The organism is Ruminococcus sp. AF31-8BH (assembly GCF_003460605.1).
Lineage (GTDB): Bacteria > Bacillota > Clostridia > Lachnospirales > Lachnospiraceae > Blautia_A > Blautia_A acetigignens.
In genome coordinates this window covers 17,985-32,447 of sequence record NZ_QTVN01000008.1, presented here as the reverse complement: position 1 = coordinate 32,447, position 14,463 = coordinate 17,985, and the positions used below count along the sequence as shown (strand labels likewise).

At 44.8% G+C, this 14,463-nt stretch carries 15 protein-coding genes; 3 read left to right on the top strand and 12 right to left on the bottom strand.

The genetic code is table 11. The features are described from left to right. Positions 1 to 26: 26 nt before the first annotated feature. Genes DWZ38_RS22780 through DWZ38_RS11145 form a run of 3 tightly spaced genes read right to left on the bottom strand, consistent with a single transcriptional unit; the run spans position 27 to position 2,511 of the window. Positions 27 to 1,580, bottom strand: coding sequence for an aldo/keto reductase (locus DWZ38_RS22780; RefSeq protein WP_243000243.1), 1,554 nt, complete (start codon positions 1,578 to 1,580; stop codon positions 27 to 29). Further along, the gene (locus DWZ38_RS11150; protein WP_021926075.1) at positions 1,550 to 1,822 is read right to left on the bottom strand and encodes a hypothetical protein; all 273 of its coding nucleotides are present in this window, start codon (positions 1,820 to 1,822) and stop codon (positions 1,550 to 1,552) included. The genes DWZ38_RS22780 and DWZ38_RS11150 overlap by 31 nt, the downstream gene beginning before the upstream one ends. Beyond that, on the bottom strand, positions 1,819 to 2,511 hold the full coding sequence (locus DWZ38_RS11145; protein ID WP_021926074.1) for a hypothetical protein: 693 nt from the start codon (positions 2,509 to 2,511) through the stop codon (positions 1,819 to 1,821). Before DWZ38_RS11145 ends, DWZ38_RS11150 begins: the two co-directional genes overlap by 4 nt. Positions 2,512 to 2,779: 268 nt before the next feature. On the opposite strand from DWZ38_RS11145, the gene DWZ38_RS11140 reads away from it, so the two are divergent. Beyond that, positions 2,780 to 3,244 (top strand): DUF2798 domain-containing protein, encoded by a 465-nt coding sequence (locus tag DWZ38_RS11140; RefSeq protein ID WP_117852724.1) that lies wholly within the window; start codon positions 2,780 to 2,782, stop codon positions 3,242 to 3,244. Between the two features lie 97 nt (positions 3,245 to 3,341). On the opposite strand, the gene DWZ38_RS11135 is transcribed toward DWZ38_RS11140, so the two are convergent. The 8 genes from DWZ38_RS11135 to DWZ38_RS11100 all read right to left on the bottom strand — a co-directional run bounded on the left by DWZ38_RS11135 (position 3,342) and on the right by DWZ38_RS11100 (position 9,782). Then, a complete protein-coding gene (locus tag DWZ38_RS11135; RefSeq protein ID WP_021926072.1) occupies positions 3,342 to 3,809 on the bottom strand; it encodes an ATP-binding protein in 468 nt (155 codons plus the stop codon). Positions 3,810 to 3,869: 60 nt separating this feature from the next. After that, entirely contained in the window at positions 3,870 to 4,472 is a 603-nt protein-coding gene (locus DWZ38_RS11130) for a thymidine kinase (protein WP_117852721.1), read from the bottom strand. A gap of 135 nt (positions 4,473 to 4,607) precedes the next feature. Next, entirely contained in the window at positions 4,608 to 5,057 is a 450-nt protein-coding gene (locus DWZ38_RS11125; RefSeq protein WP_021926070.1) for a GNAT family N-acetyltransferase, read from the bottom strand. A 14-nt stretch (positions 5,058 to 5,071) separates the two neighbouring features. Next, the gene (locus DWZ38_RS11120; protein ID WP_117852719.1) at positions 5,072 to 6,217 is read right to left on the bottom strand and encodes an aldo/keto reductase; all 1,146 of its coding nucleotides are present in this window, start codon (positions 6,215 to 6,217) and stop codon (positions 5,072 to 5,074) included. Between the two features lie 36 nt (positions 6,218 to 6,253). Then, the gene (locus tag DWZ38_RS11115; protein ID WP_117852716.1) at positions 6,254 to 7,213 is read right to left on the bottom strand and encodes a 2-dehydropantoate 2-reductase; all 960 of its coding nucleotides are present in this window, start codon (positions 7,211 to 7,213) and stop codon (positions 6,254 to 6,256) included. 270 nt (positions 7,214 to 7,483) lie between these two features. Continuing rightward, entirely contained in the window at positions 7,484 to 8,251 is a 768-nt protein-coding gene (locus DWZ38_RS11110) for a carboxymuconolactone decarboxylase family protein (RefSeq protein WP_117852713.1), read from the bottom strand. 13 nt (positions 8,252 to 8,264) lie between these two features. After that, a complete protein-coding gene (locus DWZ38_RS11105; RefSeq protein ID WP_117852711.1) occupies positions 8,265 to 8,735 on the bottom strand; it encodes a flavodoxin in 471 nt (156 codons plus the stop codon). Between the two features lie 174 nt (positions 8,736 to 8,909). After that, a complete protein-coding gene (locus DWZ38_RS11100) occupies positions 8,910 to 9,782 on the bottom strand; it encodes a LysR family transcriptional regulator (protein WP_117852708.1) in 873 nt (290 codons plus the stop codon). Positions 9,783 to 9,995: 213 nt separating this feature from the next. Here DWZ38_RS11100 and DWZ38_RS11095 point away from each other — a divergent pair, with 213 nt between their 5' ends. Both DWZ38_RS11095 and DWZ38_RS11090 read left to right on the top strand, forming a co-directional pair. Beyond that, complete coding sequence (locus DWZ38_RS11095; RefSeq protein ID WP_117852706.1) at positions 9,996 to 12,659, top strand: CAP domain-containing protein; 2,664 nt, start codon at positions 9,996 to 9,998, stop codon at positions 12,657 to 12,659. A gap of 75 nt (positions 12,660 to 12,734) precedes the next feature. Beyond that, positions 12,735 to 13,370: a CatA-like O-acetyltransferase gene (locus DWZ38_RS11090; RefSeq protein WP_117852703.1), complete on the top strand. Its 636-nt coding sequence runs from the start codon at positions 12,735 to 12,737 to the stop codon at positions 13,368 to 13,370. On the opposite strand, the gene nadA is transcribed toward DWZ38_RS11090, so the two are convergent. Then, positions 13,371 to 14,288, bottom strand: a complete 918-nt coding sequence (nadA, locus tag DWZ38_RS11085) for a quinolinate synthase NadA (RefSeq protein ID WP_178105327.1) — start codon at positions 14,286 to 14,288, stop codon at positions 13,371 to 13,373. Positions 14,289 to 14,463: the final 175 nt, after the last annotated feature.

Sequence of the window (14,463 nt, the reverse complement as noted above, 5' to 3'; positions counted from 1 at the left end):
GGCTTTTTTACAAGGGCAAAACAGCTTTACCAGTTCTTTTTTTCTTTACTGCTGTCATGCTGTGATTTGCGTTTCTCAACCATTTTTACAAACCATTCCACCATTGCCGCCGGGTCCTGATGTGAGAAAAATGCACTCGTAGCCGTATCCAATTGTGAAATCTGGCTCATATCATTCTCATCAAGCCTAAAGTCAAATACATTAAGGTTCTCAATCATACGTTCTTTATGTACTGACTTTGGAATTACGATCACCCCTCTTTGAATATGCCAGCGGAGCATTACCTGAGCTGTTGATTTTCCATATTTCTGTCCGATTGCTTTCAGGACTTCGTTCTCAAAAAGTCCGTTTCTTCCTTCGCCAAATGGTGCCCACGCTTCCAGTCGGATATCATATTTGTCAGCCCATTCTTTTAATGTTTTCTGCTGGTTGAGAGGGTGCGTTTCCATCTGATTCACCATTGGCTTAATACTTGTAAAGTTTGCAAATTCTACCATGCGGTCTGCATAATGATTGGAAATGCCGATTGCCCTAAGTTTCCCTTCCCTGTACAGCTCTTCCAAAGCACGCCATGCACCGTAAGTATCACCAAAAGGCTGATGCAGCAACATCAGATCCAGATAATCGGTACGCAGTTTTTCCATATCTTCCACATCAAATTCTAATGTTAAAGTCTGGATATCACCCATTTCCTGTTCAAATGTAGTATAACTTAATCCATAACCAAACGGATAAAGAACCGTGTCATCGTAATCAATCAGGTTCTCCTGATCTGCTGTTTCATAAAAACGATAGCCTACATAGATACTCTCAGAATAATTAACGAAAGATACAATTCCATCAGCTCTTTCCCAGGCCTCTTTTGCTGCATCTGATACATCCTGAGTGTTTGTGTATGCAAAATGTCCGATGTTATTAAAATATGGTGCCTGATGAAGATCCCTCAACCAGGTATCTGTAGTTTTTCCGGAAGGATTTACATTACCGGCAATAATATTTCCAAGAGCATTAAATCCCGTTGCGCCTGCTCTGGCACAAAGAAGAACACTCTTTATCTGCTTATAGCCTTCTGTCCATCCTAATTCAAGCGGATTTGCGCCATTGTAGATAATAATAACATCATCAAATTCGCTGCATACCATATCTACAAGATCTTTTTCTGTCTGGCTGAGTTCCAGATAAGACTGTCCAGCCTGAAAGTTATCATACTCTGAAGAATTATTGGTATAAGAACCTTTCATATATTTTGTACCAATATCCATTGTTGAACCATCCATGATCGGTCCCATATCTGTTGGAAGGTCGGCACCTTCACCACCGGTACGTGATATTACAATTGCTGCTTTGTCTGAAAACTCTTTTGCATTTTCCATAATCTCATCAGAGTAATCTGCTGCCGGAACTTCCGGAAGAGTCCAGTCCTGACCGTCATTAATACTAATGATTGGACGATCTGCCCTGTACTTTACATACATATCTGATAATTCTTCATTTGTTTCAAATCCAGCATTGTTCAGTCCCTGAAGAATTCCTACCGCTGTTGCTGTATCTACAGTTCCGGATCCTGTTCCGCCAAAAATCGGTCTTCTGTTTGAAGTACCAGTTCTTTTTCTACCTTCAATTTTGCAAAACGAATAGCCTTTTCAAGTTTATTCAAAAACACAATGTCCAAATCACCTTTATAATCCTCAACAAAGTTTAATCCATTATGAAACTCCTGTATACTGAATTTGGTATTGTGTTCTTCTTCATACTGCAGCAAAAAAGTGCGCATTTTCATTAAATGCTCGCATTCATCATCCACTAAACCAATATAAATCATCTTCTCAGCCTTCCCTTTACTACTTTCCCGGTTCTCTTTTCCATCACCCACGCAAACGCCTTCGCTGTCCTCACATCTGGTTCCTGAAAATGATTTCCCTGGTTCCATTCCAGGGTACAATTTATACCCTGCTCCGACATCCAGGAGCAGGCATCTCTGATACATGCCCCCACCTGCGCCATAACTGGATTTCTGGTCTTTTCCTCTCTATCGCCAAGGCTTAAATAAACAGTTCCGGTTTTCATCCTGTGCTCTCTCATATAAGCTGAAAAGCCCGGGAACCACACAGACGGAGAAGCTGCCGCAACACCGGAAAATCGATCTGTCTGGTACGCTGCCCACAGCGCAAACAGGCCAGCCAGAGAATATCCCCCAATATAATACGTCTTGCCCGGATCTGTACACAGTGCGAGAATCTTTTCCAAGGTTTCGGCCGCACCGCCGCCAAAATCTTCATTTTTAAACACTGCCGGGGCTTTCCACGGCGAAAGTTCATCATTCCAGTTCTCTACTTTTGCCGCAATAAACCGGAAATCCAGTTCTCCTGATGAAGCCCGTTTCCGGATTTCCTTGACCTCATTCTCAAGCACCGCCAGTTCATGCTCTCCCGTAAGCTGGATCAAAACAACATCCGCCTCCGGGTTTCCATATTCATACGTTGTTATCATACGCTGCTGTCCATTCTCCATATCACACCACGCCCGTCAGATTTGTCAAAAAAAAAACATGCATATATTTTTTACCAGTATACCATATTTTTTGCCATCGAAAAGCAAATTTCTTTCTTGACTCCAATTTCATTTTCCATTAAAATAAAGAAGATAAATCAAATAAAAAAGACGCGAATAAGACAATAAATGTCGCCTATCCACTGTCGGACGGATGGGTACATTTGTTGTCTTTTTTTGTTGTCGGAGAGGAGAAAGTTTATGAAAAAAATGAATGGAGGAAAGCACGATGCCTAAGACAAAAGGAGAGTCAATATTTTTTACAGCTATTACAGCATGGATGATGGTCTATGTCATGACCTTGTATAACATAGCAATTGCCATGGGAAGCTTCACAAATGCCGCCTTTCTCATCGCACTAAAAGAAATGTGGATTGAGTACATCATCATCGCACTGCTAGCCTATTTCGTATCCGGCCATCTTGCAAAAATGTGCGCTTTCAGAGTAGTTCAGCCTGGTGACAGACCTATTTTTATTATTTTCTCGATCCAGATCTTCACCGTCATCTGGCAGGTTCTGTTTGCAAGCGTGCTTGGTGTATACCATGGTTATGGCTTCACCAGCAATTTCCTGCCTGACTATCTTACAACCTATTGCAGCAACTTCGTTATGGCACTGCCGCTGCAGCTTATTATCGTAGGACCGCTTGCAAGACTGATTTTCAGAACCATATTTAGACGCGCCAAAAATTAAGTTTATTGTAAGGCAGTTTCAGGTGGATTTTAATTCGAAAGAAGAACGCCAGCCCGATTTTCATTCAGGCTGACGTTCCAGTCATTATTTGATCACCTTATAAATCATATCCATCAGGATCAGATCGTACTGTCCCGGGGCTGCCTTTTCCTTCCTCACTTTTCACAGTGATGGTACCGCCCATCATATCCACAATGTTCTTGGTAATTGCCATACCGAGCCCAGTTCCCTGGATTCCGCTGACGGTAGAAGTCTCTTCTCTTGAAAAGGATTCAAAAATATGTTCCTGAAACTCAGGCTTCATGCCGATTCCGGTATCACGAATAATGAACTGGTAGCTTCCATATCCGGTAGGCGCAGATTTCAGCTGTTTTACCCGGATGCCGATGATGCCTCCAATTTTGTTGAATTTAATACCATTGCTCAGAATATTCAGCAGCACCTGTGTCAGTCTCAGTTTATCCGCAATAATGTCTTCATCTCTTACATCCACGGTATCAATAAGAAAATCCAGCTGTCTGGAAGCAATATTGGGCTGCACAATAGTTCGGATGTCATGCGACATATTGTTCAGGAAAGTCTAAATATATCGTCAACAAAAAGCCGCTGAATTTCAGTCCAATTTTTATTCATCGGGCCATAATTTTCCCTCTTTATAATGCTTTCTGCAAAGAGCTACGTAGCTCTCATTGGAGCCAAGGAAAATCTGGGCGCCTTCCCGTACAATTTTTCCGTTTGCGTATCTAGTGTTGCACTGGGCGCGCTTGCCGCACCAACAGACAGTAGGGACTTCCTCGATCACATCTGCGATTTCCATGAGCCGCCTGGATCCTGGGAAAAGATGGTTCAGGAAATCGGTACGCAGACCGTAGCAGATCACCGGAATATTGTAGAAATCCACAAGGTCCGACAGGGTGTCCACCTCCTCAGGGGAAAGGAACTGTGCCTCGTCTACCAGAACTGCGTCTACTTTTTTCCCATGATACAAATATTCTGTGCTGTTTGCATTCCAGATTTGGGAAATCTCTTTTAAAAATTCATCTACATAATCCGCAGGCGCAGATAATCCCATACGGGACTGGATCTCGCGCTCTCCGTCACGATTGTCCGTCCGCGGCTTCAGCAGTACCGCATATTGTCCACGCTCCTCATAATTATAGCGAACCATCAAAATATTAGCAGATTTCGAACTGCCCATTGCTCCATAACGGAAATATAATTTTGCCATTTTTATAACCTCGTCGTGTTTTCTCTTTCATGATTATACATGATTGCAGAATAAACCACAAATAAAAAGCCGCCTTTCGGCAGCTTTTTATACGTTTTTAAGCGCAAATTTATGATAACCATTCAGGTATATTTGTCAATTTCCATGCCGCTTCATGTACAGGAGCGGATATGGATTTCCTTCTTCATCGTGATCGGTTCTTTTGTATGTTTCAAAGCCCAAATGTCTGTAGAATCCAACAGCCCCGGGGTTCTGTTCATTTACGGTTAATTCCTGTACATCATAATTTGCAGTTCCGTATTGAAGCAGCTGCCTTCCCAGGCCCTTTCCCCTTACTTCCGGGGAAAGAAACAGCATCTCCAGCCGTTTCTTTTCTACTCCCATAAACCCTGCCGTTTCGCCCGATTCCTCCCGGGCAACGATCAGATGTTCCACCCCGCTTAACGCCTGGGGAACATACGTCTTAATTTTATTTACCTCTTCCTCCGAAAGGAAAAGATGGGTCTCCCGAACCGAAGCCTCCCAAACCTTCAAAAGCTCCGCCAGAATCTGCGGATCCCGTTCCTGAATTTCATATATTTTCATATCTTTCCCCGTCTTTAGCACCCAAATAATTTCGCTGTTTTTTCCATTCGCTCTGCAATAGGAACGCCAAATGGGCAGCGTGCTTCGCAGGCATGACAGCCAATGCACTCGGATGCTTTGTGTTCCAGCAGTTCGTAATGGGACTGTACCGTTGCAGGCACCTTAGGCTGCATGGTTGCCAGGTCATAGAATTTGTTGATCATCGCAATATCCAGATTGGAGACACAGGGTTTGCAATGGCCGCAGTAGGTGCATTCACCGCTGTAGGAATGGAACGGCGCATTCGCGATCACAGATGCATAGTCTTTTTCCTCTTCTGAAGCATCTTCATATGCTGCGGCTGCATCAACCTGCTCTTTCGTATCGTAGCCGCACATAATGGAACAGACTGCGGGTCTGGTCAGCGCATAGTGGATACACTGCACAGGTGTCAGACTTACACCAAATGGGGAACGTTTTTCATCAAACAGTCTGCCGCCTGCAAAGCCCTTCATTACCGTAATTCCTACGTCATTCTGCTCACAGACCTTATATAACCGTGCGCGGTCTCCATCAATTCCTTTCAAACCGGCGTCAAACTCCTCCGCAAACATAGTGTCAATATTTTCACTTGCCGGAAGCATGTCAAAAGCTGGATTAATGCTGAAAAGAATCATTTCCACATATCCGGATTCTGCTGCTTTAATGGCAACCTTCGGGTTGTGGGAGCTGATGCCGATATGACGGATTACGCCGCTGTTTTTTAATTCCATTACATAATCCAGATAGTCAGAGTGCTGGATTTGTTCCCACTCTTCCTCAGAATCTACATAGTGAATCATTCCCATGTCAATATAATCTGTCTGCAGTCTTTTCAGCAAATCCTCATATGCAGGGCGCACATATTTCATATCCCTTGTGCGGAAATACTGCTCATCCTTCCATGTGGAACCAATGTGTCCCTGAATAAACCAGTTGCTGCGGTTTTCCTTAATTCCTTTTCCAATAATATCTCTGGATTTCGGGTCCGCCATCCAGCAGTCCAGAATATTGATTCCAAGAGATGACGCATAGTGGATCAGCTCAATTCCTTCTTCCTCCGGGTGCCGCTCCAGCCACTCCCCGCCGAATCCAATTTCGCTCACCATAAGCCCAGTTTTTCCCAATCTTCGTGTTTTCATTGTATTTCCTCCTCATCCTTGTTTTATTGGCACCCATTATTTCGACCAGGTGCTCTCTTCTGTTTTGCCTTCATAATCAAAAAGTCCGTCGTTTTTCTCTTCCAGAGCTTTAATCATGTGGTAGGTGTATTCGTTGTATGGGGTTGGAATGCCACTTTCTTTTCCCATGCGGATCAAAGCGCCGGAGAACATGTCGATCTCGGTGTGACGTCCTGCGTCCAGGTCCTGAAGTGTGGAATAGCGGGCAAATGGGGGAACTGCACTGCCATGGCTGGAAGACGCTGCTGCCTTGCTGATATCAATTCCTTTCGCAGCCGCAACAGCCTCAAGCTCCTGCCGCAGCCCTTCACTGATCGCCTTCATGTGAATGCTGTCCCTGTAGCAGCCAACTCCCGCGCCCAGAATTGCCTGGGGCAGATTGTTGCACACATTCAACCGGAATTTACTCCACATCTCTTCCCGGATATAGTCTGTATGGCGGAAATGAATCCCCGTATCTGCAAAAAGCTCCTCGATCGCACGCACCCTTTCACTTTCATAAGGTGCTTCCAGTTCCCCGAAAATAATTCCGATGGTAGTCTCCGGGTCAAAACAATATCCATCTTCTTCCTTATGAGATGCCACCTTGATCAGAGAATACATGATATTAGCCTTGGGAATCACAGTAGAAATCATTTCTTCGCTGTCCACGCCATTCATAAGGCTCATCACAATAGTGTTCTCACCCACCGCTTCCCGTATACTCTCCAGTGCTCCCGGCAAAGCTCCGTACTTCAGGGAAACAACCAGCAGATCTACTCCATGATCTTCCTGCGGTGTCCACACATGAGGATGGTAAACGGTATGATTAATCGTGCATCCCTTTTCCTTCAGGCGCTTCGCCCTCTCCCCTTCTGCCACAACACCAAGTTCAATATTTTTCACCCCGGAAAGTCCCCAGATCACATAAGAGCCTACGGCTCCCGCTCCAAGAACTGCCACTGATTTTATTTCCATAATTTTGTCACTCCTGTTTTTCCATATGTCAGTTTCAGCCAAACGATTATTCTACCACTCAACTGCTTTACCCAATATAACGGGTTCTGATTTCCAGCTTATTGTTCATCTGTAACTGCATTGTAGCATATGCCTGTGGGTTCGTAAACTGCGTATAATCCCAATGCCTGCACCTTTTTGCAATCGCTAATTCAAAACTTCCATCGCAAAAAGCCGCCGCATTGCTCTCTCAAACCAACGCGGCGGTCTGTTATTGCCTATATGTTATTCTTATTTCAATTTGCTGTAAACTTCATTTGTCACCGGCTCACACCACTCATTAGAGCCTTCCTCGCCCGGTACTTCAATTGCCAGATGGCTGAACCAGCTGTCCGGTGCAGCACCGTGCCAGTGTTTTACTTCTGCCGGGATGTTAATGCAGTCACCAGGTTTCATCTCGATGGGATCCTTGCCCTCTTCCTGGTAGTAGCCCCGTCCTGCGACACAGACCAGAATCTGTCCGCCGCCGCTCTTTGCGTGATGGATGTGCCAGTTATTGCGGCATCCAGGCTCGAAGGTTACATTAAAGATTCCAACCTGGCTGGTAGATACCGGTGCCAGATAACTCTTTCCAATGAAATACTGTGCAAAAGCATCATTCGGCTGTCCGATCGGGAATACCATTTCTTTGGCATGAGCTCTCATTGCCTCATCTTCATAGGGAAGATCACCCTCATTTACAGCCCACACTTCTTTTGCCAGATTAAATACAGCCCAGCCTTTTGGCCAGCCAGCATAAAATGCCACATGTGTGATGATCGCAGCGATTTCCTTCTGTGTTACGCCGTGATTCTTTGCATTCTGCAGATGGAATTTCAAGGAGGAATCCGTGATTCCCTGCGCCATCAGCGCAACGACTGTAATAATGCTTCTTGTTTTTACATCAATGTCATTGTTGTTCCAGTTCTCACCAAAAAGAACATCATCATTAAAATGTGCAAACTCCGGAGCAAATTCTCCAAGAGCATTTCTTCCTGCTGTCTGTGTAATTTTTGCCATTATTTTCAACCTCCTACAGTGATTTTACCCATTTCTCAATTTCCTGTTTATTTGCACGGTTCAGAAGTCTTCCTTCTACAAATTCAGCACCCGGTGCGGACGGCTGTAACTCGGAGATGGTGTTTCCAAATCCGCTTCCGCCTGATGTAGCGAACAGAATAATCTTCTTGCCGGAGAAATCATATTTCTCAAGGAACGTATTGATAATTGTCGGTGCCACATACCACCAGATTGGGAATCCCAGAAGAATCTCGTCATAATTTTCAATTCCGGCATCTGTGTCTGTCATCTCAGGTCTGATCTTTTTGTCGTTCATTTCCACGCTGCTTCTGGATTTTTTGTCCATCCAGTTAAGGTCAGTCTTTGTATATGCAACTGCAGGTGTGATCTCATATAAATCAGCTCCGGCTGCCTCTGCAACCATTTCTGCTGTTTTCTTTGTTGTGCCGCTTGCACTGAAATATGCCACAAGTTTTTTTTCCATAATTGCTGCCTCCTTTGAGCATGCTTTCTCTGCTTACCTGTTTATGCCAGGAAAAATCTGTTTCATCCTGTCATCACATATTAATCATAGGTAGCTGTTCATTTTCTTTACAGTTACAATTATAATGCCATTCTTAAATTATTACTAATACTTATAATGTATTTTATATTATGCCTAAAAGGCATTTATCTCCTCTATAAACAGCTGGATTGCCCTGGAATAGGGGATGTTTCGCCGCCAGGCGATTACAGTGCTGGACGTTATTTCCGGATACAGGCGTCTTTGAACCAGCAGATCCTCCCGCCAGTATTTTGCGGCACCCTGGATGGAAACAGGGTAGGCCAGCCCGTACATCGCCATCACTCCCGCGTTGGTTCCCAGATTGCTGGTAAAAGATAGGTTCAGCTTTTCAAAATCTTTTCCGAACCAGTTGGCAAGCTCACTCTGGATTCCAAGACGCTCTGGAAGAATAAGGGGAAGATTCAGAAGATCCTGTTTTGTGACAACTTCTTTTTCCGCAAGAGGATCATCCGGGCGCATTCCCACCACCCACTGGTCGCTGTCCGGGATTCTGATATATTCAAGATTTTCCGTACTTACCGGTTCCAGAAACAGCCCGATATCTACCAGACCTTTATTCATCATTTCCAGAATGGTATCCGCGGTTCCTGTATGCAGGGCAATCTGAACCAGTGGGTATTTTTCCTTAAAGGACCGACTGATCTGCGCAAGGATTTCCACTGCCGCAAACTCGCCGCAACCGATGGTAATAACGCCTTCGATCACGTCCTCGTTCCCTTTGATTTCGTCAATGATTTTATCTTCCAGATCCATAATTTCCAGCGCCCGCCTCTTCAGAAGCAGTCCTGCAGCGGTCAGCGTGATGCAGCGTCCGCCTCTGTTAAAAAGCGCAGTTCCAAGCTCCTCCTCCAGCGCCGCCAGCTGTCTGGAAAGGGTGGGCTGGGTTATATGCAGTTGTTCCGCAGCCTTAGTAAAGCTCTGCTCCTTTGCCACAGTCAAAAAATAACGCAGTACTCTCAGTTCCATAGGTGCTCTGCCTCCGTAAATTCTACTTGTTATAACGTTTTGTAAATATAATTTTATTATATTCATCCAATGGGTGGTGTCAATTTTGTGCAGCTCAATTCTGTGGGGCTTAGGGAAATTTTTTTAACGGCTTTTTTCAACTTATAATTGAAAACTTTTCTGAATTGTGTAAAATGAAAGCAAAGAAATTTATGTTTACGAAGGAGGAGCTTTATGAAACAGAAAAAGACAAATCATTACCTTCTTGGAACAGTTTTTTGCCTGCTTCTTTTGCTATTACTGACTCCGGGACAGGCAACTAAAGTTCAGGCGGCAACTGACAACAGCCTGATCGATGTGAAGCTGGCAGAAGGAATCAGACGTTACGATTACGCATATGAGGTTCTGAATCTAGTGAACCAGGAACGTGCGAAATCAAACCTGCAGCCCGTAACTATGGACAAAAATCTTCTGGAATGCGCCATGACAAGAGCCCAGGAACTGACTCTTTACGCGTCCCATACCCGTCCAAACGGCGCCAGCTGTATGACTGCTTTTCCATATTTCGGGTATAACTCAAGTGAAAACCTGGCAATTAATCAGGTATCTCCGGAAGATGTTATGAACTCCTGGATGAATTCCTCTGGCCATCGTACCAATATTATGGCTTCTGGAAATGTATCTGCAGGAATCGGATGCTTTTACCAGAATGGGGCACTTTACTGGATACAGTGCTTTTCTTCTCATGCTGCGCAGATCTGTTCACAGCCGGCAAATCAGAAGGTTTCCCCCACCATTTCCGCACTTCCGGATCTGGTAAATATCAGTTTCAGTGAAACTTCCCCTGTAAGCTTTACCGAAGCACAGAAAACGATGAAAATCTATGTGACATGCGCAGGATTTTCTTATATGAAATCCGTTCTGGATCCAACATCCTTTAACTGGTCAACCGGAGATTCCGCAATTGCTTCTGTAAACCAGAACGGCGTAATTCAGCTGAAAAATGCAGGAACTACTACGGTTACAGCATCTATGAAGTCTGCACCAACCAAGTCCCTGACGGCACAGCTGAATGCATATTTTGATCTGAATAATGCATATTACAATATTTCCCCTCGTTCCTATAACTACACGGGAAGCGCAGCAACACCTGCTGTAACAGTTACTTTCAACAGTCAGACGCTGACACAGGGAAAGGACTACACGGTTTCTTTTGAAAACAATGTGAATGCCGGAAGAGCCAGCTACACAATTAAAGGTCTTGGTCTTTACAAAGGCACCCTGACCTCCTATTTTTTCATTTACAATGCTTCAATCCGAGATGCAGAAATTACTTTTGACCAGTCCTCTTATATTTATAAGGGAACGCCGCTGACTCCCAAGCCAACTGTCACCTGGAAGGAAAAAACACTGACAGAGGGCAAAGATTATACGCTTTCCTGGAGCAATAATAATCAGCAGGGTAACGCATACATTACTGTTACTGGCAAGGGAAACTTCAAAGACGAGAAAAACAGCCATTTTTATATTGATACCACACCGATTCATACCGCTGTAATCGGCAATATTCCTACATATGACTATGCTCCTGGAAAAGAGTTTAAGCCGGAGCCCACCGTTACCCTGGACGGCGTGCTTTTGAAAAAGGATAAAGATTACGTCCTTTCTTACGGCAATAATAAGAATGCAAGTTCCAGATACAACAAGCCTTATGTAGAGATTAGCGGAATTGGTCTTTACAGAAGCGGTGTGAGAAAATATTTTACCATCAATCCGATTAAAGTTTCAGGCGAGACGGTCAAAGTTACAAAGACAAATTTCGGCAATGGAAGCATGTTGGATTTCCTGAAAAATAATGTAGTCGTTACTTACAAGGGCACTCAGATTCCGTCTGACTGCATGGAATTTTATTCTGTCTGGGGATCTTCTGATAATGAGATTCTTGCTTTTACCATTGAATATACAGGAAATTATACCGGAGAATCCAGAAATATGACTTCTTTGAAAAGATGTGCAGTTTCTGCGATTGGAAACCAGACTTATAAAGGAAGTGCACTGAATCCAAAGCCGACTGTAAAATTTGGTTCTACTGTACTGAAGGAAGGAACGGATTATACCCTTTCCTGGAGCAATAATACAAAGGTGGGAACCGGATCGGTTACGATTACCGGATTGAATAATTACTTCGCAAGCGTGACAGTGAATTTCAAAATTGTGGCACCTGCGCCAACTGCAACGCCGACTCCGAAACCGACGGCAACGCCGACTCCGAAACCGACCGCTACGCCAACTCCGAAGCCGACCGCTACGCCGACGCCAAAGCCAACCGCCACTCCAACTCCGAAACCAACTTTGTCCAGGCCAACAGCGAAGCTGGCAACGGCATGGAACAGCGTCACCATCAGTTGGAAGAGAGTTGCAAATGCTCAGAGCTACATTATTTACAGACAAACTGGTTCTGGCAGATATACCAGGCTTAAAACACTGAATTCCAGAACATTTTCTTACAAAGATACAAGAGTTTTGGTAGGTACCAAATACACCTACAGAGTTCGCGCCTGCAGAAAAGTGGGTTCCAGTTACATTTACAGCGCCTATGCCAGAGCTGTATCCGCAACACCAACCCTTTCCAGACCAGCACTTACTTTAAAAACAACCACAAGAAGGCAAACCATTTCCTGGCGGAGAGTTTCCGGTGCCAGCGGCTACTTGCTGTATCAAAAGACTGGAAATGGTTCTTTCAAACGAATAAAGAAACTTTCTTCCAGAACTACTACGTACACAGTTAGCACCAGAAGAGGCACTGTTTATAGCTACAAGCTGCTCCCATACCGTGTAGTCAACAAAAAAGCAATATATGGTCCATCCAGTGCGGTAAAAAGAGGCAGAGCTAAATAACATAAAACTAAGGGGAGGCTTCCCAGCTCCAAACAAGCTGCGGCCTCCCCGAATACTATACGGAGGTACACATTCATGGAAAAACAGATCGACCTTTCCACCTGGAAACGAAAAGAAATTTTTGATTTCTTCAGCCATGCATCCAATCCCTATTATATGGTAACGTTCCGCATAGATGTCGCACCGTTATACGCCTACGTGAAAAAGCATCATCTGTCATTTTATTATTCGCTGGTCTATCTGTGCACCCAGGCAATTAATGACGTGGAAGCATTTCGATATACCATAAGAGGAGAACAGGTCTTTTATCTGGATCCGCGCATCCCCAGCTTTACCGATCTGAAAAAAGACAGCGAATATTTCCACATTGTTACCATGCCGACCATGGGTTCACTTGCAGAATTCAACGAAGAAGCCAGAAAACGCAGTGCCGCCCAGCAGTTTTTCCTGGATACCTCCCAGGAAACCGACCGTGTAATCTACTTCTCCTGCCTGCCCTGGTTAGACCTTACCGCACTCACAAATGAGCGCGATTTTTCCTCCCCCGACAGCAAAAACGACTCCATCCCCCGCATCGCCTGGGGAAAATACGTCCCAAACGGCGACCGCCTGGAACTTGGCATTTCTATAGAGGTAAACCACCGCCTTATAGATGGACTGCACATTGGACAGTTTGCGCAGAGGCTGGAAAAATTGATTGGGGAGTTGTAGCTACTCCCCCAGCGTGAGCATCGTATCAATACAAGCCTTCGCCTTCATCCTCACAGTTTCATCCAGCTTAATTTCCTCACCGCCCTGGCCGCGGACGCAGTTGTAAACATCCATCAGGGTGGTCAGCTTCATGTTGTGGCATACGCAGTCTTTGGAAAGCGGGTAGAACTTCTTGTCCGGGCACTCGAACTGAAGATGCTGTACAATACTGTTTTCTGTGCCAATGATGAACTCTTTGGCATCACTTTCTTTGGCATACTTCATGATTCCGGTTGTGCTTCCGATATAATCTGCCATGGCGGAAACTTCTGACAGGCACTCCGGGTGAACCAGGAGTTTCGCCTCCGGGTGCGCTGCCCGGGCCTTTTTCACATCTCTGACAGACATTCTTAGATGGGTAGGACATCCGCCGTGAACAAACTTAAATGTTTTCTCAGGCACCTGCTTCTCCACCCAGGCTCCCAGATTGCAATCCGGGATAAACAAAATCTTATCGTTATCAATGTTCCTCACGATCTTCACAGCCGATGAAGAAGTTACGCACACATCGCAAATCGTTTTCAGCTCTGAGGTGGTGTTAATATAAGCCACAACTGTATAATCCGGGTTGGACGCCTTCAGCGCAGAAAGCATCTCCACATCCAGCTGCTCCGCCATTGGACATCCGGCGCCGCTGTTGGAAAGGTAAACCGTTTTCTCCGGGGAAAGAATCTTCACCGTCTCTGCCATAAAACGAACTCCGCACATCAGCACATTTTTCTGAGGCGCTTTGGCCGCCTGCTGGCTCAGTCCGTAAGAATCTCCTGTATAATCTGCCACCTCCAGAATTTCCTGGCTCTGATATGCGTGGGCAAGAATGCAGATGTCTTTTTCTTTCTTTAAACGCAGAATTTCATCCTGCAGTTGTCTTGTAGTCATCATAATTATTTTTTCTCCTGTTTTCGGGCATTTTCTTAGGATTATATTCTCCTTCCTCCTCACTGTCAACCAAAAAGTTTACAGATATCTTGTCAAGTGTAAACTTTAGTGTTATACTACAGGGCATGTCACCCGGCAAAAAACGCTGCAGGCAGCCAGAACACTTTCCATTTCG